The organism is Aeromicrobium sp. CFBP 8757 (assembly GCF_014841755.1).
Classification (GTDB): domain Bacteria; phylum Actinomycetota; class Actinomycetes; order Propionibacteriales; family Nocardioidaceae; genus Aeromicrobium.
Genome location: NZ_JACYUM010000003.1, coordinates 319,583 through 339,392 on the forward strand (window position 1 = coordinate 319,583; position 19,810 = coordinate 339,392).

Here is a 19,810-nt window from a genome sequence, read left to right on the forward strand (position 1 = left end):
CCTCTGGTGCGGGTGGGTGGTGGTGGAGGGTGGCGCGGACGGTCAGACGCGCGCGGGGACGGGTGCGGTCTCGTCGGCCGCGGCGACGTCGGCGTCGGCAGCGGCCCCGCCGCGTCCGCCGATCTGCTTGAGCGCCGTGACGGACAGGGCGCTGATGACGGTGCCGACCGCGATCGCGACCAGGAACCACAGCACCTGGTCGACCGCGAAGAACACGAAGATGCCGCCGTGGGGTGCCGCGAGGGTCACGCCCGCACCGGCCGAGATCGCACCGGCCACGCCCGAGCCCAGCATCATCGACGGGATGACGCGCAGCGGGTCGGCTGCGGCGAACGGGATCGCGCCCTCGGTGATGAAGGCGGCGCCGAGCAGCCAGGCCGCCTTGCCGTTCTCGCGCTCCGAGGACGTGTAGAGCCCGGGGCGCAGGGCCGTCGACAGGGCCATCGCGAGCGGCGGCACCATGCCGCCGACCATCACGGCGGCCATGATCTTGACCTCGGTGCCACCGGCGGCGATCGCCTCGGCCGTCAGGCCGGTCGTGGCGAAGACGTACGCGGCCTTGTTGACGGGGCCACCCATGTCGAAGGCCATCATCGCGCCCAGCAGCAGGCCCAGCACGACGATCGAGCCGCCCGACAGGCCGTTGAGCCAGTCGGTCAGGCCGTCGGTGATGTCGGCGATCGGGCGACCGAGCACCAGCAGCATCAGCATGCCGGCGATGATCGTCGTCACGAGCGGGATGATGACGACGGGCATGAGTCCGGACAGCCAGCGCGGGGCCGGACGCTTCGCGATCTGGTGCGCGATGAGTCCGGCGATGATGCCGCCGACGATGCCGCCGAGGAAGCCCGCGCCGATCTGGTTGGCCAGGAAGCCCATCACGAAGCCGGGCGCGATGCCCGGGCGGTCGGCGATCGCGTAGGCGATGTAGCCCGCGAGCGCCGGGACGAGGAAGCCGAACGCCCACGACCCGAGCAGGAACAGCAGGGCGCCGATGTACGTCATGAGCGAGCTGCCGAACAGGGCGTGGTCGCCCGCCGCGGGCAGGTTGCTCAGCGTGTTCTCGGACAGGATCTTCGAGGCGGGATCGCCCGCGACGTCGTAGCCCGCGAGGAGGAAGCCCAGGGCGATCAGCAGACCGCCCGCGGCGACGAACGGGATCATGTAGCTGACGCCCGTCAGCAGCCACTGGCGCAGGCGCAGGCCCCATCCGCCGGTGTCGGAGGCGCGCTCGTCGGCGGACGCGGCGGCGCCACCCTCGACGCGGCGGGCCCGGGGGTCGGTCGAGGCCGCGACGGCCTCGGCGATCATCGCGGTCGGCTCGTTGATCGCGCGCTTGACGCCGCTCACGACGACCGGCTTGCCCGCGAAGCGGGCCTGGTCCTTGACGCCGACGTCGGTCGCGAAGATCACGGCGTCGGCCGCGGCGATCGTCTCGGGCGACAGGGGCTTGGCGCCCGAGGAGCCCTGCGTCTCGACCTGCAGCTCGACGCCGTCGGTCTGCGCGGCCTCCTGCGTCAGCGAGTCGGCGGCCATGTAGGTGTGCGCGATGCCCGTGGGGCACGCCGTCACGGCGACGATGCGGGTGACGGCGGGAGCTGACGCGGCGGCGGGAGCCGGGGCAGCGGCGGGCGCCTGCTCGGCGACCGGGGCCGGCGAGACGACGTCCTCGACCAGCGCGACGATCGCGTCGGCGTCGGGGGCCGAGCGCAGCGCCGCCGTGAAGTCGGGACGCACGAGGGCGCGGGCCAGCGACGACAGCAGCTTCAGGTGCTCCTGGCCGCCGCCGGCGGGCGCGGCGATGAGGAAGACGAGGTCGGCGGGCGCGTCGGCCGCACCGAAGTCGGCGCCGGGCACGAGACGCGCGAAGGCCAGCGTGGGCTCCGTGACGGCCTCGGAGCGGCAGTGCGGGATCGCGATGCCGCCGGGCAGACCCGTGGCCGACTGGGCCTCGCGGGCGAGGGCGTCGGCGACGAGCTGCGAGGCGTCGGTCGCGCGACCGGCGTCGGCGACCTTCTGGGCGAGGGCGGTGATGACGGTCTCCGCATCCTCACCCAGGGCGGTGTCGAGGCTGACGAGATCAGCCGTGATGAGTGATGACATGACCATCCTTCTGGTTGTGGTGTGACGGGTGCTGCACGTGCGTGACGGAGACCGCGGCGAGCGCCGCGACGTCGGACGGACCGGGTGGGGTCGAGCCCGCGAGGGCCGCCGCCGCGCTGCCGTGGCGCACGGCGGTCGACAGGCAGCCGGGCGCGTCGAGCCCGTCGACCTCGGCCAGCAGGTAGCCGGCGAGCGAGGAGTCGCCCGCGCCGACGGTGCTGACGGGGACGATGGGGGGCGACGCCGCGAACCACGAGCCGTCCGCGGTGGCCAGCACGGCGCCGGAGGCGCCCAGCGTCAGCAGCACCGCGGCGGGCCCGAACTCGCGGCGGACGCGCTGCGCGGTCTCGGCGGCCAGCGCGGGGTCAGCCTCGATCGCGTCGGCGTCGCCGCCGACCAGCTCGACGACCTCGTGGGCGTTGGGCTTGACCAGGTCGGGGGCGCCGGAGGCCGCGCCGAGCGTCGCGAGCAGCGGGGCGCCGGACGCGTCGACCGCGACCCGTGCTCCCCCGGCCCGCAGCGTGCGGGTCAGGACGGCGTACCAGTCGTCGGGCACGCCGGGCGGCAGCGAGCCCGACAGCACGACCCACGCGGCGCCGGCGGACGACTCGACGATCGATCGCGTCAGGCGGTCGAGCTCGTCGGCCGACAGCTCGGCGCCCGGGGCGTTGAGCTTGGTGGTGGTGCCGTCGGCCTCGGCGAGGGTCAGGTTGACCCGCACGCGGCTGCGCGTCGGCACCGCGACGTGCGCCAGGCCCGTGGCCTCGACGGCCGTCACGAACGAGTCGTGGGCCGGGGCCGGGAAGATCGCCGCGACCTCGTGGCCGGCGGCCGCGACGACGCGGGCGACGTTGACGCCCTTGCCGCCGGGCTGGTCGACCGGGGCGCCGGTGCGGCCTACGACGCCGCGGACGAGCGGCTCGTCGAGCGTCAGCAGACGGTCGATCGCGGGGTTGGCGGTGACGGTGACGATCATGCGAGCACGACCTCCATCCCTGCGTCGCGCAGGCGGGCGACGCACTCGGCGGGGGCATCGGTGTCGGTGACCAGCACGTCGACCGACGTCAGGGCGGCGAACGTGACGAGGTAGTCGGTGTCGAGCTTGCTGGAGTCGGCCAGCACGACGGTGCGGGCGGCGCGCGAGACGATCGCGCGCTTGACCGCGGCCTCGCCGAAGTCGACGGTCGTCAGGCCGCGCTCGACCGACAGGCCGTTGGCACCGACGAAGGCGACGTCGACCCCGACCGTCTCGTAGGCCGCGACGGTGCCGGCGCCGATCGCGGCCCCCGTCGCACCGCGCACGTGCCCGCCGATGACGTGCAGGTCGACCTGCTCGAGGCGCGACATCTGCGCCGCGGCGGCGATGCCGTGCGTCACGGCGGTGAGCGAGTGCTCGTCGGGCAGGACGTCGATCAGCGCGGCGGTCGAGGTGCCGGCGTCGACGATCATGCTGCCGTCGACCGGCGGCAGGAACGCGAGGGCGGCCGACGCGATGCGCTGCTTCTGCGGCGACTGCCGGGCCTCGCGCTCGCGCAGGTCGAGCTCGACGGCCTGCACCGACGTCCGGGCGACGGCGCCGCCGTGGACGCGGCGCGCGAGGCCGCGGCGCTCGAGGGCCGCGAGGTCGCGCCGGACGGTCTCGCCGGACACGCCGAAGTCGCCGGCCGCGTCGAGGACGCTGACCCGTCCGTGCTGCTCGAGGCGCTGGGCCAGCGCTGCTCGTCGTTCTGCGGCGTACACGCGCCCTCCTCGTCTCGTCGTCATCATGTGTGTGGATTTGTGTGGTTTTTTGTTGATATCTGTTGTTCTACGCGGTAACGTCCCTCGAAGTCAAGGGGTTCGGACACATTTCCTCACGTTCGCGTAGCCCCGCTCACAGGTGGCACGACGCAGGAACCCGATCCGTAGGAGAGATGCATGAGCAGCAGCGGAACACCCGTCGTCCCGGGCGTCGGCACCGGTCCCGTCGTCGTGACGGCCGAGCGCGTCGAGGCCCCCGCCGACGAGCCTCACGTCGACCGCGACACCACCGTCGCCGCAGTCACCACCGCCTGCGCGACGGTCGCCGACCGCCTCACCGCGCGGGCCGGGCACGCGTCCGGCGCCGCCGCCGAGGTGCTGCAGGCCACCGCCGCGATGGCCCGCGACCGCGGCCTGGCGACCTTCGTCGGCCGGCACGCCGACACGTCGGGCCCCGCGACCGCCATGACCGCCGCCGTCGCCCAGCTGGCCACGATGTTCGAGTCCGCGGGCGGCCTGATGGCCGAGCGGGTCACTGACCTGTACGACGTCCGCGACCGGGTCGTCGCCGAGGTGCTCGGGCTGCCCGAGCCCGGCGTCCCCAGCCCCGACGTCCCGTCGGTGCTGTTCGCCGACGACCTCGCCCCCGCAGACACCGCGGGCCTCGACCCCGTGCGCATCATCGCGATCGCGATCCGCCTGGGGGGCGCCACGAGCCACACCGCGATCATCGCGCGCCAGCTCGGCATCCCGTGCGTCGTGGGCGTCCGCGACCTGCCGCTCGACGGATCGGCCGCCACCGCGCTGGTCGACGGGACGACCGGCGAGGTCGTGCTCGACCCCGACGCGGCCGACGCCGCCGCACGAGCAGCCGCCGACGCCGAGCGCCGGGCCGCGAGCGCCGCCTGGACGGGCCCGGGCGCGACGCTCGACGGCCACGCCGTGCAGGTCATGGCCAACGTGCAGGACGCGGCGGGTGCCGTCCGCGCCGCCGCCGAGCCGGTCGAGGGCTTCGGGCTGTACCGCACCGAGCTGAGCTTCCTGGACCGCGCGTCCGAGCCGACCGTCGACGAGCAGGCCGAGATCTACCGGGCCGTGCTCGACGCCGCCGGCGACCACAAGGTCGTCGTGCGCACCCTCGATGCGGGGTCGGACAAGCCGCTCGCCTTCGCCGACATGGGCACCGAGCCGAACCCGGCCCTCGGCGTGCGCGGGCTGCGCATCGCCACCGAGCGCCCCGAGCTGCTCGACCACCAGCTCGACGCGATCGCCGCGGCGTCCGCGCAGTCGTCGGCCGACGTGTGGGTCATGGCGCCGATGGTCTCGGTGGTCTCCGAGGCGGTCGACGTCGCGGCACGCATCCGCGAGCGCGGGCTCACCGCCGGCGTGATGATCGAGACGCCGTCGGCGGCGCTCCTGGCCGACCGCCTGCTGCAGCACGTCGACTTCGTGTCGATCGGCACCAACGACCTCAGCCAGTACACGTTCGCGGCCGATCGCATGGCGGCGTCGCTGAGCCACCTGACCGATCCGTGGCAGCCCGCCCTGCTGACGCTCGTGGCATCCGTCGCGGGCGCGGGCGAGCGCGCCGGCAAGCCCGTCGGCGTGTGCGGCGAGGCCGCCGCCGACCCGCTGCTCGCCTGCGTCCTGGTGGGGCTCGGCGTCACGTCGCTGTCGTGCGCGGCCAGCGCCGTCCGCAGCGTCGGCGCGATGCTCGCGACCGTGACGCTCGAGCAGTGCCGGGCGGCCGCCGAGGCAGCCCTCGCGGCGGACGACCCCGCCGACGGACGCGCCCGCGTCCGCGCCGCCCTCGCCTGATCCGCCGGCAGGATGGTTTACCACGGGACCGTGGTAAACCGCTTCTCCCCGGGGCAAGTCTTCCCCGGGAGGACAGGATTTACCACGGGACCGTGGTAAACCGCAGAGGCGCTACTCCGCCCGCGTCGTCGGGAAGAGGATCGCGTCGCGGATGCCGATGCCCTGCAGCAGCATCACGAGGCGGTCGACGCCGAAGCCGAGGCCGCCCGCGGGGGGCATGCCGAACTCCAGCGCCCGCAGGAAGTCCTCGTCGACGTCGTTGGCCTCGGGGTTGCCGGCCGCGGCCTGGCGCGCCTGCTCCTCGAGCCGCTCGCGCTGGATCACGGGGTCGTTCAGCTCGGAGTACGCCGGGGCCAGCTCGACACCGTTGATGATGAGGTCCCACGCCTCGACCAGCCCGGGCGTCGTCCGGTGCTTCTTGGCCAGGGGGCGCACCGACTCGGGGTAGTCGCGCACGAACGTCGGCTGGATCAGCGTGTGCTCGACGAGCTTCTCGTACAGCTCGAGCACGATCTCGCCGGCGTCCCAGCCGTCGCGCAGGGCGACGTCGTGCGTCGCGGCGAGCGCCACCAGCTCGTCGACGGACGTCGAGGTGTCGACCGTGCGGCCGACGGCCTCGCTGACGAGGTCGTGCACCGTCGCGTGGCGCCACTCGGCCTCGAGGTCGATCTCGGACCCGTCGCGGCCCGGCACGACGGTCTTGCCGACCGACCGGGCGGCGTCGAGGACGAGCTCACGGGTCAGCACCGCCATCGTGTCGTACGAGCCGTAGGCCTCGTAGGCCTCGAGCATCAGGAACTCGACGTTGTGAGTGTTGTCGACGCCCTCGTTGCGGAACGTCTTGGCCATCTCGTAGACCTTGTCGATGCCGCCGACCAGCGCGCGCTTCAGGTGCAGCTCGAGCGCGATGCGCAGCAGCGCCGGCTCGTCGAAGGCGTTGACGTGCGTGCGGAACGGACGCGCCGCGGCACCACCGTTGGTGTGCTGCAGCACGGGCGTCTCGACCTCGACGTAGCCGAGGCGGTCGAGCGTCGAGCGCAGCGACTGCATGACCTTGGCCTTGACCCGGACGTTGTCGCGCGCCTCGGGCCGCACGATCAGGTCGACGTACCGCATGCGGCTGCGTGCCTCGTCCGACAGCGCGGCGTGCTCGTTGGGCAGGGGGCGGACGGTCTTGGCCGCGAGCAGCCACGACGTCGCCATGACCGACAGCTCGCCGCGCTTGCTGGTGATGACCTCGCCCGTGACGGCCAGGTGGTCGCCGATGTCGACGGTGGCCTTGAACGCCGCGAGGCTCTCCTCGCCGACGCCGCCGAGCGAGATCATGGCCTGCAGCGGCGTGCCGTCGCCCTCGCGCAGCGCGACGAACACGAGCTTGCCGGTGCCGCGGACGAAGATGACGCGTCCGGCGACCGTGACGGTGTCACCGGTCAGCGTGTCGGGCCCCAGCGCCTCGGCGTCGTACGCCTCGACGACCTCGCGCAGCGTGTGGGTGCGTCCGACGACGACGGGGTACGGCTCCTCGCCGCGCGCGATGACCTGCTCGCGCTTCTCGAGGCGCACCCGCATCTGCTCGGGCAGCTCGTCCTCGGGGCTCTGGGTCAGTTCGCTCACGAGGAGCAAGCCTAGTGCGGTGGGATCGACGCGGGTGCGTCAGCCGTGGTTCTTCTCGTGGATCAGCCGCAGGCCCGTCAGCGTCAGGTGCGGGTCGCGGGTCGTGATGGTCTCGCAGTGCTCGACGACCGACTCCGGGAACGAGCCCGTCGCGATCACGGTGACGTGCTCCGGGTCGACGTCGAGCGAGTCGATGATGCGCGACACCAGACCGTCCACGAGCCCCGCGAAGCCGAACACGATGCCCGACTGCAGCGCCTCGACGGTGTTCTTGCCGATGACGTCGCGCGGCACCGCGAGCTCGACGCTGCGCAGCTGGGCGCCCCGCCGTGACAGGGCCTCCAGCGACAGCTCGACGCCGGGGGCGATCGCACCGCCGATGTAGCGGTCGTCGGCGTCGACGACGTCGAAGATCGTCGCCGTCCCGTTGAGGTCGACGACGATCGCGGGGCCGCCGTACAGCTCGGCGGCGGCGAGCGCGTTGACGATGCGGTCGGCGCCCACCTCGCGCGGGTTGTCGGTGTGGATCGGGATGCCGGTCCTGACCCCCGGTCCGACGACGGCGGTCGGCAGGTCGGCGTAGTAGCGCTCCTGCAGGGCCCGCAGCTCGACGAGGATCGTCGGGACGGTGCAGCACATCGCGACCGCGTCGATGTCGTCGATGCCGGCCCGTGCCGTCAGGCCTGTCACGAGCACCTGCCACTCGTCGGCCGTGCGGCGCTCGTCGGACGACACCTGCCAGTGCTCGACCAGCTCGTCGCCGTCGAACGCCCCGATCGTCGTGTGGCTGTTGCTGACGTCGAGGCAGAGCAGGATCATCGCGAGGCGACGAGCGGGTTGTCGACGACGTCGCCGCGCGTCAGGCCCGAGCCGGGCAGCGCCTCGGCCGGGTCGGCGCCCGTGCCGACCACGCGGTTGTCGCGGTCGACGAACACGACGTGGGGCTCGAACGTCCGCGCCTCCGCGTCGGGCATCTGCGCGTACGCGATCAGGATCACCAGGTCGCCGGGGTGGACGAGGTGGGCCGCGGCGCCGTTGATGCCGATGACGCCCGAGCCGCGCTCCCCCGCGATCGTGTAGGTCTCGAGCCGGTTGCCGTTGTCGATGTCGACGATGTGCACGAGCTCGCCCGGCAGCAGGTCGGCCGCCTCGAGCAGGTCGAGGTCGACCGTCACGGAGCCGACGTAGTGCAGGTCGGCCTGCGTCACGGTCGCGCGGTGGATCTTGGACTTCATCATGGTGCGGATCACGAGGGGCCTCCGAGCGTCAGGGCGGTGTTGTCGAGCAGGCGTGGCCGGCCCACGCGGGCGGCCACGAGCAGGCGGGCGTCGGAGCCGGCCACGGCCGGTCCGAGCTCGGGATCGGTCAGGACGAGGTAGTCGAGGTCGATGTCGGCCGAGACGTCGTCGAGCACGGCGTGGGCCGCCGCGAGCACCGCGTCGGGGCCCCGTGGGGCCGCCTCGACCCCGGCGCGCAGGGCCGCCGAGATCGAGGCCGCGGTGCGCCGCTCGTCGTCGCCGAGGTAGCGGTTGCGCGAGCTCATCGCGAGCCCGTCGGGCTCGCGCACCGTCGGGCAGCCCACGACGTCGACGCCGAGCGCGAGCTCGCGCGCCATCTGCCGCACGAGCGTCAGCTGCTGGTAGTCCTTCTCGCCGAACACCGCGACGTCGGGCCGCACCAGCCCGAACAGCTTCGACACGACGGTCAGGACGCCGCGGAAGTGCGTCGGGCGCGAGGCCCCCTCGAGCACGGAGCCCAGCGGCCCGGGGTCGACCGTGACGGTGTCGACGAGCCCGGACGGGTACATCGTGGCCACGGTCGGGGCGAACACGACGTCGACGCCCGCGGCGGCGCACCGCTCGAGGTCGGCGTCGAACGTGCGGGGGTAGGCGTCGAAGTCCTCGCCCGGCGCGAACTGCGTCGGGTTGACGAAGATCGACGCGACGAGCGTCTCGCCCAGGGGCCGGGCGTGCTCGAGCAGCCGCACGTGGCCGTCGTGCAGCGCGCCCATCGTGGGCACGAAGGCGACCGAGGCGGAGCCTCCGCGGGCGTCGGCGACCTCGGCCCGGGTGCGGGCGACGACGGGTGAGGTCACGGTCAGAACCCGGCGGCGATGTGCGCCATGGTGTCCCAGTCGGCCTCGTCGAGCACCTGGCGGATCGTGCCCGCCGTGGCGGCGTCGAGCCGGTCGTCGGCCTCGGCGCGGCGGGCCGTGGCGCGGGCGAGCTCGAGGTACGCGTCGACCGTCGCGTCGTCGACGTCGGACGTCGCCAGGGCGTCGACGTGGGCGCGGATCGTCGTGACGTCGCCGCGCACGACGGGCCCCGTCAGCGCGGCGTCGCCGTACGCCAGGACGTTGTCGAGCGCCGCGGTCAGCAGGGGGCGCAGCACCGCGGCGGGATCGGCCGCGCCGGCCGTCCGCAGCAGGTCCATCGACTGCGCGACGAGGGTGACGAGGTGGTTGGCGCCGTGGGCCAGGGCCGCGTGGTAGAGCGCGCGGTCGGACTCGGCGACCCACATCGGGACGCCGTGCAGCGCCGCGACGAGCTCCTCGGCGAGCGGGCGGTCGGCGACCGCGGCGGTCAGGCCGAACACGGGGCCCCGCTCGAGGTCGACGGCCGTGCCCGTGAACGTCATGGCGGGGTGGAAGGCGATGGGCCGGGCGCCCACACGGGTCAGTGCCGCGAGGGCGTCGAGCCCGTGGCGTCCGCTGGTGTGCAGGACGACCTGCCCCGGGCGGACGGCACCGGAGGCGGCGAGCTCCTCGGCCACCGCGATCAGGCTGTCGTCGGGCACCGACAGCACGAGGACGTCGGCGGCGGCCGCCACGGCCTCGGGCTCGAGCACCGGCACGCCCGGCAGCAGCGTGCTGATCCGCAGCCGCGAGGCCTCGGACCGTCCGCTGACGCCGACGACGGGGTAGCCCGCGGCGCGCAGGCGCGCGGCGAGCACGGAACCGACCTTGCCGGCTCCGACGACGCCCATGGAGGGACGCATCATGGTGGCCTTCTCTCGTCTCCGCGTTCCAGTCCCTGACGGGTACCAGACTCATTGACGCCCTCAGCATATCCCTCGTCCCCCGGAAGGCCAGGGGGCCGCCGAGTGCGCTGGGTCACACCCGGCGCCGGGGGTCATCGCGGGATCGGTGCGGTGACGGTGCCGGTGCGGTCGCCGTCCTGCAGCGTCACGGTCAGCGTGCGCGGTGCGCGCCGGCCCACCCCCCGCATCGTCACGGTCCACCCCGAGCGCGGGTAGCGGCGCTGCGCCCCCTGCCGCGACGTCGCGACGTGCGGCTGGCCGCCGGGCACGACGTCGACCAGGTCGCCGTCGGTCTTGACCGACAGGGACGGGTCGTCGAGCTCGACGTTCGGGAACCACGCGGCGACGTCGAGCACGAGATCGGCCCCGTCGCGCCGGGCCGACCGGACGACGGCGCGCGCCGCGGTCTGCTCGGCCGTCAGGACGTACGCCTCGGGCGGGACGTCGTCGACGCCCCAGCCGGGCAGGTGCACCGTGAGGCCCGCGGGCTCCGGGCCCGACGGGTGCATCTCGGGCTGCATGCCCTCGGCCCGCACGAAGCGCCACACGGCCGCCCGGTCGCCGGCGGCCAGCAGCGCGTGCAGCACGCGGTACTGCGCCGGCACCTCGGTCGCGTAGCGGTCGGGCGGGGCCGCCGCGACGATCTGCGGCACGCGCTCGACCAGGGCGTCGAGGTAGGCGTCGTCGGCCCGCTCGAGCTTGAGCAGCGAGTTCGGGACGTTGTGGCGCAGGTACTGCAGGATGCGCTCGTCGCGGGCCACCGGCAGGGGCGCCAGGATCTCGAGCACCGCGTCCATCGCGTCGTGACGGGCGTGGACGGCGGCGGCCGTCACGTGCCCCTGCGAGATCGACGTCTCCATGCGGCGCCACGTGTACGCCGGGACGGAGGTGATGTCGAGCGTGCGGGCCAGCAGGAAGGCCTCGGCCGCGACGCGCTGGTCGCCCGCCAGCAGCACCGTCGGGTAGACGAAGCCGTGCTCGTCCCAGAACGCCCGGCGGAAGATCTTGCCGCCGGGGATCGCGCTGACCAGCACGTCGGGGCGCTCGGCCAGCGTGACGCCCTCGGCGGGACGGGCGTGCACCGCGCGGATCCACGGGGCGGCCGGACGCACCACGTCGCCCTCGCGCCGCTGGTACGGCATCACCGCGACGTCCGAGCCGCTGCGCCGCAGACCGTCCATCGCGACCTGGATGCCGCTGCGCGTCACGGTGTCGTCGGAGTCGACGAACGTCAGGTACTCGCCCGTCGCGGCCTCCGTGCCGGTGCGCCGTGCGACCCCGACGCCGCCGTTGGGCTGGCTCAGCACCGTGACCTGCGGGTTGCGCGCGGCGAACGCCTGCACGACGGCGAGGCTGTCGTCGGTCGAGCCGTCGTCGACGACGACGATCTCGACGTTGCGGTACTGCTGGTCGAGCACCGACTGCAGCGACTCCTCGACCAGGTCGGCCGCGTTGTAGACCGGCACCACGACGCTCAGCAGGGGGCTGTCGCGGTTGCGCCACCGCCGCCGGACGGCACCGACGGCCGCCCGCGCACGTCGACCGCTGTTCGTCACGCGCCGAGCATAACGAGGGGGTCTCACCCGGGCGTCCCCGTGCCATAGATTGGCGCCGTGGCGGCGCACCTGGTTCCGTGGCGGACGGCGTGGGACGCCGCGCTCTACGGCGACGACGGCTTCTTCCGCACGTCGAGGCCCGCCGACCACTTCCGCACCAGCGCCCACGTCGGGACGTTCGCGGTCGCGGTGGCCGAGCTGGCCCGCCGGACCGGCGCGGCGACCGTCGTCGACCTCGGCGCGGGGGGCGGCGAGCTGCTGACGGCGCTGCACGGGCTGCTGCCGGGCGTCGACCTGGTCGGCGTCGAGATCGCGCCCCGCCCGCCGACGCTGCCGGCCGACGTCGCGTGGACGTCCGCGCTGCCCGAGCGGGTGACGGGTCTCGTGGTCGCCAACGAGTGGCTCGACAACCTGCCGTGCACCGTCGTCGAGCGCGACGACGACGGCGTCGACCGCGAGGTGCTCGTCGACCCGGCCACCGGCGAGGAGGCCCTCGGCGACGTCCACGACCCCGGCTGGACGCGTCGGTGGTGGACGCCCGGGGCCGCCGGCGAGAGGTCGGAGGACGGCGCCCCGCGCGATGCCGCGTGGGCCGACGTCGTCGCCCGCGTCGACGGCGTCGCGGTCGCGATCGACTACGGCCACCTGGCCGGCGACCGTCCCCCGTTCGGGACGCTGCGGTCGTACCTCGACGGGCACGAGGTCGACGTCCGTCCCGACGGCAGCCGCGACGTCACGGCCCACGTCGCGGTCGACTCCGTCGCGGCGGCGGTCGGCGGACGTCTCGTGCGCCAGCGCGACGCCCTGTTCGAGCTGGGCGTCGACGGCGCCCGGCCGCCCATCGACCTCGCGCGCTCGGACCCCTCCGCCTACGTCCGCGCGCTCTCGCGGGCCGGCGAGGCAGCCGAGCTGACGGCCCGGGGCGGCCTCGGCGACTTCTGGTGGATCGTCACCGACACCCGGCATGGAACACTGACCGCATGACCCGGTTGCTGATCCGTTCCGGCAAGGACCCGTTCACCCCGGTCGTCGCCGAGTCGACCCTGACCCAGGACGTCTTCAACAGCAACAGCGGCAACTACCTCTTCCAGCACTCCATGTGGCGGACGCTCTCGGTCGACGGCGCCGAGCTCGTGTCCAACTCGACGCTGTCGGAGCGGGTGTCCCCCCGCCCCGGCGACGCCGCCCGCATCAACGACGAGTTCGACCACTTCGTGATCCCGATGGCCAATGCGTTCCGCACCGAGTTCGAGCCGCGCCTGGCCCGCCTCGCCGAGCTGCTCGAGGGCGTCAGGATCCCCGTCACCGTGACGGGCATCGGGGCGCAGGCGCCGCACGGTCACGGCATCGAGGCGCTCGCCCCCGTCGACGACACCGTCAAGAAGTTCGTGGGCCTCGTGCTCGACCGGTCGGCGTCGATCGGCGTGCGCGGCGAGTTCACGAAGTCGTACCTGCTGAGCCTGGGCTTTCCCGACGACGCGATCGACGTCATCGGGTGCCCGTCGTTGTTCCTGCACGGGCGCGACTTCAGGGTCGACAAGCGCGTCGACTCCCTGACGTCCGACAGCCCCCTCGCGCTCAACCTGACGCCCGAGGTCGCCGGCATCGGCGCCTTCGCGACCACGCAGGCCGAGCGCCACCCCCACCTGACCTACGTCGGCCAGGACGCCCACGACCTGCGGATGCTGCTGTGGGGCGTGCCGTTCCCGCACGTCGACGACCCGCTCGTGCCGGTGCACCTCGAGCACCCGCTCTACCAGCAGGACCGCATCCGCCTGTTCCTCGACACCTGGCCCTGGTACGACTTCATGGCCACGCAGCACTTCGCGTACGGCACCCGCTTCCACGGCAACGTCGCCGCGCTGCTCGGCGGCACCCCGGCGCACCTGCTGGCGCACGACTCGCGCACGCTCGAGCTCGCCGAGTACCACCGCATGCCGTACACGTTGATGCCGTCGTTCGAGGCCGACGTCAGCGCCGAGGAGCTCTACGCCGCGACCGACATGTCCGAGTTCAACGCCGAGCTGCCCCGCGGGTTCGACCGCTTCACGGCGTTCCTCGACCGCAACGGGCTCGAGCACGTCCACACGCCGGGCAACGGCACGGGCGACTTCGACCAGCGCCTCGCCGCGGCGTCGTTCCCGCCGCCGGTGCACCCCCTCATCGCGGCGGACGGGCACGAGATCGCGTCGCGCCTGCAGTGGCTGCGCGACGGCATGGTCCTCGACATCACCCGTCACCCGCAGGCGTACGAGCAGCCGTGGGCCCACCCCGCGTGGACCGGCGCGGGCAGCCGCCACGAGAGGCTGCACGAGAAGGTCCGGGCGCAGGCCGGCGAGATCGAGACCATCAACGCGCGGCTCGAGATGATCGAGCGGGGATCGCCCTACATCTCGGCCCGCCGCATCGGCAGCTGGTTCAAGCGGTTGCTGCGCCGCTCATGACCGAGGTCACCGCCAGCGTCGGCACGGGCTTCGCGACGACCGACATGGTGCTCAACATCGGGCCGCAGCACCCTGCGACCCACGGCGTCCTGCGGCTGCGCCTGACGCTCGACGGCGAGCGCGTGCGGGCGTGCGAGCCGATCGTCGGCTACATGCACCGCGGCGTCGAGAAGCTGTTCGAGGTGCGCGACTACCGGCAGATCGTCGTCCTGGCCAACCGCCACGACTGGCTCAGCGCCTTCTCGTCCGAGCTCGGGGTCGTGCTGGCGGTCGAGGACATGCTGGGCATGGAGGTGCCCGAGCGGGCGACGTGGCTGCGCACGCTGCTGGCCGAGCTCAACCGCGTCCTCAACCACCTGATGTTCCTCGGGTCGTACCCGCTCGAGCTGGGCGCGATCACGCCGGTCTTCTACGCGTTCCGCGAGCGCGAGACGATCCAGGAGGTCATGGAGGAGGTCTCCGGCGGGCGCATGCACTACATGTTCAACCGCGTCGGCGGCCTCAAGGAGGACATCCCCGCGGGGTGGACGGGGCGGGCGTCCGCCGCGATCGCGACGGTCCGCTCACGGCTCGCCGAGCTCGAGGACCTCGTGCTCGGCAACGAGATCTTCCGTGCCCGCACCGTCGGCGTCGGCGTCCTGTCGCCCGAGCTCGTGCAGGCCTACGGCGTCTCGGGACCCATCGCGCGCGCGTCGGGCCTCGACCTCGACCTGCGCCGCGACGAGCCGTACCTCGCGTACGGCGAGCTGCAGGACGTCCTGCGGGTGCCCGTCATGACCGCGGGCGACTGCCACGCGCGGTTCTCGGTGCTGCTCGAGCAGACCAAGGTGTCGCTCGACCTCGCCGACGCCTGCCTGGCGCGGCTGGCCGGGCTCGCGCCGGGGCCCGTCAACGTCCGGCTGCCCAAGATCCTCAAGGCCCCCGAGGGGTCGACGTACGTCTGGACCGAGAACCCCCTCGGGCTCAACGGGTACTACCTGGTCTCGCGCGGCGAGAAGACCCCGTGGCGGCTCAAGCTGCGCACGGCGTCGTTCAACAACGTCGCGGTGCTGCCCGAGATCGTGTCCGGCACCGTCGTGGCCGACCTGGTGGCGATCCTCGGCTCGATGTTCTTCGTCGTCGGCGACATCGACAAGTAGCCCCGTCCGGCGGGCGTCGTAGGGTCGGGTCATGGCCGACCACCGCGAACCGACGCCCATCGACGACCTCGCCGAGCAGTGGCTCGAGACGATGCTCGAGCTCACCCCCGAGCTGCACGTCCACCTCGGGCGTCCCGGCCGGGAGTCCGACTACACCGACCACTCCCCCGACGGGGTCGCCGCACGCGCCGACGCCGCCCGGTCGATGCTGGCGCGGGTGCGCGACGCGCGACCCGACGACCCGACGGACGTCGTGACGCAGGCCGAGCTCGTCCGCACCCTCGGGCTCGAGCTCGAGCAGATCGAGGCGGGCTTCTGGCAGCGCGACCTCAACGTCATCGCGTCCCCCGGCCAGGAGCTGCGCGACGTCTTCGACCTGATGGACACGTCGACGACGGACGGCTGGGAGCACGTCGCCCGTCGCATGCAGCACCTGCCGGGCGCGATGGCCGGCTACCTCGACTCGCTGCGCATCGGCATCGCCGCGGGCAACGTCCCCGCCGTCCGCCAGGTGCGCGAGGTCGCCACGCAGGCGCGCAAGCAGGTGGGCGGCGACAGCTTCTTCGCGGGCCTCGCGGCCCGCGCGGACGTCCCGCCGGCCCTGCAGGCCGATCTCGACGAGGGAGCGCGCGTCGCGTCCGAGGCGTACGGGCGGCTCGCGGAGTTCCTCGAGCGCGACCTCGCGCCGCACGCCCGCGAGGCCGACGCCGTCGGTCGTGAGCACTACGCGCTCGCGTCGCGGGCCTTCGTCGGCGCCGAGATCGACCTCGACGAGACCTACGAGTGGGGCATCGACGAGCTCGCCCGCATGGTCGCCGAGCAGGAGCGCATCGCCGACCAGATCCTCCCCGGAGCGGGCGTCGCCGAGGCGATCGCGCACCTCGACGCCGACCCGTCCCGCAAGCTGCACGGCACCGATGCGCTGCAGGCGTGGATGCAGCGCACCAGCGACCAGGCCGTCGCCGACCTCGGCCGCACGCACTTCGACATCCCCGAGCCCATGCGACGGCTCGAGTGCATGATCGCGCCGACCGACGAGGGCGGCATCTACTACACGCCGCCGAGCGAGGACTTCGAGCGCGCCGGCCGCATGTGGTGGAGCGTCCCGGCCGGCATCACGGAGTTCGACACGTGGCGCGAGCTCACGACCGTCTACCACGAGGGCGTCCCGGGCCACCACCTCCAGTGCGGGCTCGCGACCTACAACAGCGCCGAGCTCAACGGCTGGCGGCGACTCAACTGGAACTCGGGCCACGGCGAGGGGTGGGCCCTGTACGCCGAGCGCCTGATGGCCGATCTCGGCTACCTCGACGACCCCGCCGACCGCCTCGGCATGCTCGACGGCCAGCGCATGCGCGCGGCCCGCGTCGTCCTCGACATCGGGGTGCACCTGCAGAAGCCGAGGCCCGACGGCAGCGGCACGTGGACGGGCGACGACGCCTTCGGGTTCATGGCGCAGCACGTGAACATGAACGACTCGTTCGTCCGGTTCGAGGTCAACCGCTACCTCGGCTGGGCCGGGCAGGCACCGTCGTACAAGGTCGGCCAGCGCATGTGGGAGCAGCTGCGCGACGACTGGGTCGCGGCGCAGGGCGACCGCGCCGACCTGAAGGAGTTCCACCGCCAGGCGCTCTCGGTCGGCAGCATCGGCCTCGGCACCCTTCGCGAGACCCTCCTCGGCTGACGCCCGTCAGGGGGCGGTGACGCCCTCCTGGGGGTCGTCGTCCTCGTCGTCGGGCAGGCGGCACGCCCGCTCGAGCAGCAGCGCCGCCACCATCAGCAGCAGGCTCGCGATCGCCGCCGCGAGGCCGCGCACGAAGCGCTCACGGCCCAGCGTCGCGTCGAGCGCGTCGAGGAAGGCCAGGGCGTACCCGCCGTAGTAGCCACCCACGAGTGCCCCGACGATCGCGCTGGCCTTGGCCAGCGCGAGCATGCGGATGCCGTGGTCGACGGCGATCCGCTCGTGCCGGCGGTGCAGCGTCTGCCACGTGCTCCACGCGAACATCCCGACCACGACGGCACCGGCCAGGAGCGTCAGCGGGGCGATCCACCCCAGGCGGGGCGGGTTGCCCCCCAGGCGCACGACCAGCGGCGGCGTCAGCCGCCCGGCGACGACGCCGACCGCGAGCAGGACGGCGACCAGCAGCGCCGGGGTCGGCTTGGCGATCACAGGATGATCTCGAGGTCCTCACGCTTGACGACGCCGCTGACGTCCACATCGCCGATCAGGTCGGCGACGAAGCCCTTGCCGGGGATCTCGCCCTCGGGGTCGATCTCGAGCCACGGCACGAGCACGAAGCCGCGCTCGTGGGCGCGCGGGTGCGGCAGCACGAGCTGCTCGTCCTCGGCGACCCGGTTGCCGACGACGATGACGTCGACGTCGAGCGTGCGCGGCGCGCCCGGCTCGGAGCGCTCGCGGCCGAACGCGTCCTCGATCGCGAGCGCGCGGTCGAGCAGCGTGTGGACCGTGAGGGTCGTGTCGATCAGGACGACGGCGTTGAGGAACTTGCCCGAGCCGTCGGGGCTGCCGACCGGCTCGGTCTCGTAGACCGACGAGATCGCGACGATCGTGACCTCGGGGGTGTCCTCCAGCGCGGAGACGGCCCCCTGCAGCTTGTCGATGCGATCGCCCAGGTTCGATCCGATCGCCAGGACGGCCTGACGGATCGGACGCATGCCGCCCGTCATCGTGTCGGCGTCCAGCACGTACGGGGTGGGCGCTTCGGTCACTGTCTGCTCCGCTCTATCGTGACGGCGACGTCGTGGAACGTCACCGCGATGGGCGCTTCGGGCTTGTGCACCGTCACGCTAACCCATCGGACCGGCTCTTCGGCCAGGCACAAGTCCACCATACGGAGCGCGACCGTCTCGATGAGGTCGACGGGGTCGCTCACGATGGCGTCGTGGATCTGCTGCGCGAGCACCCCGTAGTGCACCGTGCGCGTCAGGTCGTGCTCGCGCGCCGCGGGTCCGAGGTCGAGACCCAGGCTCACGTCGACGACGAATGTTTGCCCGTTCTTCTTCTCCTCGTCGAACACGCCGTGGTGTCCGTGCGCCGAGATGCCGATCAGGTCGATGCGGTCGAGACCGTCGGGAATGGCCATTCAGTCGTCCTCCTGCATCAGCTCGGCGATCGGCGAGGCGTGGCGGGACCAGAACTTCCAGCCGCCCCCGGTCCTGACCACGATACTGGTGCACACCGCACGGCCCCCCGCGAAGGCGTCGGGCGACGACATGCCCTCGCCCGACAGGATGTTCTCGGTGCACACGATGACGGCGGTGTCGGGCTCGTCGGCGCCGCGCGGCAGCATCACGACGTCGACGTCGGTCAGGAAGAACTGGATGTAGCCGACGTTGGCCATCAGGACGGTCCACGACCGCAGCACCTGCGCCGTGCCCCTCAGCGGGACGGCTCCCGGGTGCACGCACGACGTGTCGGGGTCGTCGACCCACAGCGACGCCATCAGGTCGACGTCGCCGGACTCGACGGCGTCGTAGAACAGCCGGTGCACCTCGAGCGGCTGGACGGTCATCGCGGGCCCGACTCGGCGGCGAGCCGGGCCGCGACGCGCACGGCGTCGGCGGACGACCGCGCGTCGTGCACGCGCACGCACCACGCACCGGCAGCGGCGGCGAGGGTCGACACGGCGGCCGTGGCGTGGTCCCGCTCGCCGGCCGGACGCGGTCCGTCGGGCCCGGCGAGCAGCTCGCCGAGGAAGCCCTTGCGGCTCGCGGCGACGAGCAGGGGGAAGCCCATCGCGACGAAGGCGTCGAGGTGGGCCAGCACGGTCCAGTTCTGCTCGCCGGTCTTGGAGAACCCGAGGCCCGGGTCGACGATCACGCGCGACGGGTCGACGCCGGCCGCGAGCGCCGCGTCGACCTGCTGGCCCAGCTCGGCGCGGATGTCGGCCACGAGGTCGTCGTAGTGCGTGTGGTTCTGCATCGTGGCGGAGTGCTCGCGCCAGTGCATCAGCACGACGGGCGACCCGACCTCGGCGGCGAGCGCCATCATGGCGGGATCGGCCCGGCCGCCCGACACGTCGTTGATGATCGTCGCCCCTGCCTCGAGCGCACGGCGAGCGGTCGCCGCGCGCATCGTGTCGACCGAGACGCGGACGCCCTCGGCGACGAGACCCTCGATGACCGGCAGCACCCGGCGGGCCTCCTCGTCGGCGTCGATGCGCAGCGCGCCGGGACGCGTCGACTCGCCGCCGACGTCGACCAGGTCGGCCCCCTCGGCCACGAGCTCGACGCCGTGGCGGACGGCGGTCGCGGCGTCGAGCCAGCGTCCCCCGTCGGAGAACGAGTCGGGCGTGACGTTGACGACCCCCATCACGAGGCACCGGTCGTGGTCGGG

The 19,810-nt window shown here is 73.3% G+C and carries 19 protein-coding genes; 5 read left to right on the plus strand and 14 right to left on the minus strand.

Annotation, left to right across the window (positions count from 1 at the left end; all coding sequences use genetic code 11):
* Nucleotides 1–42: 42 nt before the first annotated feature.
* Genes IFT73_RS11205 through IFT73_RS11215 form a run of 3 tightly spaced genes read right to left on the minus strand, consistent with a single transcriptional unit; the run spans nt 43 to nt 3,843 of the window.
* Nucleotides 43–2,103 carry a fructose-specific PTS transporter subunit EIIC gene (locus IFT73_RS11205; protein WP_197984013.1) on the minus strand — a complete coding sequence of 687 codons (2,061 nt, stop codon included), beginning with the start codon at nt 2,101–2,103 and terminating at the stop codon, nt 43–45.
* Nucleotides 2,081–3,079: a 1-phosphofructokinase family hexose kinase gene (locus IFT73_RS11210; RefSeq protein ID WP_192167675.1), complete on the minus strand. Its 999-nt coding sequence runs from the start codon at nt 3,077–3,079 to the stop codon at nt 2,081–2,083. Before IFT73_RS11210 ends, IFT73_RS11205 begins: the two co-directional genes overlap by 23 nt.
* Nucleotides 3,076–3,843: a DeoR/GlpR family DNA-binding transcription regulator gene (locus tag IFT73_RS11215; protein WP_192167676.1), complete on the minus strand. Its 768-nt coding sequence runs from the start codon at nt 3,841–3,843 to the stop codon at nt 3,076–3,078. Before IFT73_RS11215 ends, IFT73_RS11210 begins: the two co-directional genes overlap by 4 nt.
* 177 nt (nt 3,844–4,020) lie before the next feature.
* Here IFT73_RS11215 and ptsP point away from each other — a divergent pair, with 177 nt between their 5' ends.
* A complete protein-coding gene (gene ptsP / locus IFT73_RS11220) occupies nt 4,021–5,661 on the plus strand; it encodes a phosphoenolpyruvate--protein phosphotransferase (RefSeq protein WP_192167677.1) in 1,641 nt (546 codons plus the stop codon).
* 111 nt (nt 5,662–5,772) lie between these two features.
* Here ptsP and lysS read toward each other — a convergent pair whose 3' ends face one another.
* From lysS to IFT73_RS11245, 6 genes are all read right to left on the minus strand, one after another.
* On the minus strand, nt 5,773–7,230 hold the full coding sequence (gene lysS, locus IFT73_RS11225) for a lysine--tRNA ligase (protein ID WP_192167818.1): 1,458 nt from the start codon (nt 7,228–7,230) through the stop codon (nt 5,773–5,775).
* A gap of 84 nt (nt 7,231–7,314) precedes the next feature.
* Nucleotides 7,315–8,094 carry a type III pantothenate kinase gene (locus tag IFT73_RS11230; RefSeq protein WP_197984014.1) on the minus strand — a complete coding sequence of 260 codons (780 nt, stop codon included), beginning with the start codon at nt 8,092–8,094 and terminating at the stop codon, nt 7,315–7,317.
* Entirely contained in the window at nt 8,091–8,513 is a 423-nt protein-coding gene (gene panD / locus IFT73_RS11235; RefSeq protein WP_197984115.1) for an aspartate 1-decarboxylase, read from the minus strand. Before panD ends, IFT73_RS11230 begins: the two co-directional genes overlap by 4 nt.
* A gap of 8 nt (nt 8,514–8,521) precedes the next feature.
* The gene (gene panC, locus IFT73_RS19000; RefSeq protein WP_371811248.1) at nt 8,522–9,370 is read right to left on the minus strand and encodes a pantoate--beta-alanine ligase; all 849 of its coding nucleotides are present in this window, start codon (nt 9,368–9,370) and stop codon (nt 8,522–8,524) included.
* A 2-nt stretch (nt 9,371–9,372) separates the two neighbouring features.
* Nucleotides 9,373–10,275 (minus strand): Rossmann-like and DUF2520 domain-containing protein, encoded by a 903-nt coding sequence (locus tag IFT73_RS19005; protein WP_244633308.1) that lies wholly within the window; start codon nt 10,273–10,275, stop codon nt 9,373–9,375.
* Between the two features lie 131 nt (nt 10,276–10,406).
* The gene (locus IFT73_RS11245) at nt 10,407–11,870 is read right to left on the minus strand and encodes a glycosyltransferase (protein ID WP_192167678.1); all 1,464 of its coding nucleotides are present in this window, start codon (nt 11,868–11,870) and stop codon (nt 10,407–10,409) included.
* 57 nt (nt 11,871–11,927) lie between these two features.
* On the opposite strand from IFT73_RS11245, the gene IFT73_RS11250 reads away from it, so the two are divergent.
* From IFT73_RS11250 to IFT73_RS11265, 4 genes are read left to right on the plus strand one after another with little or no spacing between them, the layout of a single operon-like run.
* Nucleotides 11,928–12,854 (plus strand): SAM-dependent methyltransferase, encoded by a 927-nt coding sequence (locus IFT73_RS11250; protein ID WP_192167679.1) that lies wholly within the window; start codon nt 11,928–11,930, stop codon nt 12,852–12,854.
* Nucleotides 12,851–14,314 carry a polysaccharide pyruvyl transferase family protein gene (locus tag IFT73_RS11255; RefSeq protein ID WP_192167680.1) on the plus strand — a complete coding sequence of 488 codons (1,464 nt, stop codon included), beginning with the start codon at nt 12,851–12,853 and terminating at the stop codon, nt 14,312–14,314. The genes IFT73_RS11250 and IFT73_RS11255 overlap by 4 nt, the downstream gene beginning before the upstream one ends.
* Nucleotides 14,311–15,453 (plus strand): NADH-quinone oxidoreductase subunit D, encoded by a 1,143-nt coding sequence (locus tag IFT73_RS11260; RefSeq protein ID WP_192167681.1) that lies wholly within the window; start codon nt 14,311–14,313, stop codon nt 15,451–15,453. Before IFT73_RS11255 ends, IFT73_RS11260 begins: the two co-directional genes overlap by 4 nt.
* Nucleotides 15,454–15,484: 31 nt before the next feature.
* Nucleotides 15,485–17,137 (plus strand): DUF885 domain-containing protein, encoded by a 1,653-nt coding sequence (locus IFT73_RS11265; protein WP_192167682.1) that lies wholly within the window; start codon nt 15,485–15,487, stop codon nt 17,135–17,137.
* A gap of 6 nt (nt 17,138–17,143) precedes the next feature.
* Here IFT73_RS11265 and IFT73_RS11270 read toward each other — a convergent pair whose 3' ends face one another.
* The 5 genes from IFT73_RS11270 to folP are packed head-to-tail and all read right to left on the minus strand — an operon-like array spanning nt 17,144 to nt 19,786.
* Nucleotides 17,144–17,623 carry a DUF3180 domain-containing protein gene (locus tag IFT73_RS11270; RefSeq protein WP_192167683.1) on the minus strand — a complete coding sequence of 160 codons (480 nt, stop codon included), beginning with the start codon at nt 17,621–17,623 and terminating at the stop codon, nt 17,144–17,146.
* Nucleotides 17,620–18,183, minus strand: a complete 564-nt coding sequence (folK, locus tag IFT73_RS11275) for a 2-amino-4-hydroxy-6-hydroxymethyldihydropteridine diphosphokinase (RefSeq protein ID WP_192167684.1) — start codon at nt 18,181–18,183, stop codon at nt 17,620–17,622. The genes IFT73_RS11270 and folK overlap by 4 nt, the downstream gene beginning before the upstream one ends.
* Nucleotides 18,180–18,557: a dihydroneopterin aldolase gene (gene folB, locus IFT73_RS11280; RefSeq protein ID WP_056605678.1), complete on the minus strand. Its 378-nt coding sequence runs from the start codon at nt 18,555–18,557 to the stop codon at nt 18,180–18,182. Before folB ends, folK begins: the two co-directional genes overlap by 4 nt.
* Nucleotides 18,558–18,986, minus strand: coding sequence for a nuclear transport factor 2 family protein (locus tag IFT73_RS11285; RefSeq protein WP_056605673.1), 429 nt, complete (start codon nt 18,984–18,986; stop codon nt 18,558–18,560).
* The gene (folP, locus tag IFT73_RS11290; RefSeq protein ID WP_192167821.1) at nt 18,983–19,786 is read right to left on the minus strand and encodes a dihydropteroate synthase; all 804 of its coding nucleotides are present in this window, start codon (nt 19,784–19,786) and stop codon (nt 18,983–18,985) included. Before folP ends, IFT73_RS11285 begins: the two co-directional genes overlap by 4 nt.
* Between the last annotated feature and the right edge of the window lie 24 nt (nt 19,787–19,810).

Coding starts and splice junctions, on each gene's coding strand:
- IFT73_RS11230 (WP_197984014.1), bottom strand. CDS start 8,094: ATGATCCTGCTCTGCCTCGACGTCAGCAACAGCCACACGACGATCGGG.
- IFT73_RS11285 (WP_056605673.1), bottom strand. CDS start 18,986: ATGACCGTCCAGCCGCTCGAGGTGCACCGGCTGTTCTACGACGCCGTC.
- lysS (WP_192167818.1), bottom strand. CDS start 7,230: ATGCGGGTGCGCCTCGAGAAGCGCGAGCAGGTCATCGCGCGCGGCGAG.
- folB (WP_056605678.1), bottom strand. CDS start 18,557: ATGGCCATTCCCGACGGTCTCGACCGCATCGACCTGATCGGCATCTCG.
- folP (WP_192167821.1), bottom strand. CDS start 19,786: ATGGGGGTCGTCAACGTCACGCCCGACTCGTTCTCCGACGGGGGACGC.
- IFT73_RS11255 (WP_192167680.1), top strand. CDS start 12,851: ATGACCCGGTTGCTGATCCGTTCCGGCAAGGACCCGTTCACCCCGGTC.
- IFT73_RS11205 (WP_197984013.1), bottom strand. CDS start 2,103: ATGTCATCACTCATCACGGCTGATCTCGTCAGCCTCGACACCGCCCTG.
- IFT73_RS19005 (WP_244633308.1), bottom strand. CDS start 10,275: ATGATGCGTCCCTCCATGGGCGTCGTCGGAGCCGGCAAGGTCGGTTCC.
- panD (WP_197984115.1), bottom strand. CDS start 8,513: ATGATGAAGTCCAAGATCCACCGCGCGACCGTGACGCAGGCCGACCTG.
- IFT73_RS11260 (WP_192167681.1), top strand. CDS start 14,311: ATGACCGAGGTCACCGCCAGCGTCGGCACGGGCTTCGCGACGACCGAC.
- IFT73_RS11265 (WP_192167682.1), top strand. CDS start 15,485: ATGGCCGACCACCGCGAACCGACGCCCATCGACGACCTCGCCGAGCAG.
- ptsP (WP_192167677.1), top strand. CDS start 4,021: ATGAGCAGCAGCGGAACACCCGTCGTCCCGGGCGTCGGCACCGGTCCC.
- IFT73_RS11210 (WP_192167675.1), bottom strand. CDS start 3,079: ATGATCGTCACCGTCACCGCCAACCCCGCGATCGACCGTCTGCTGACG.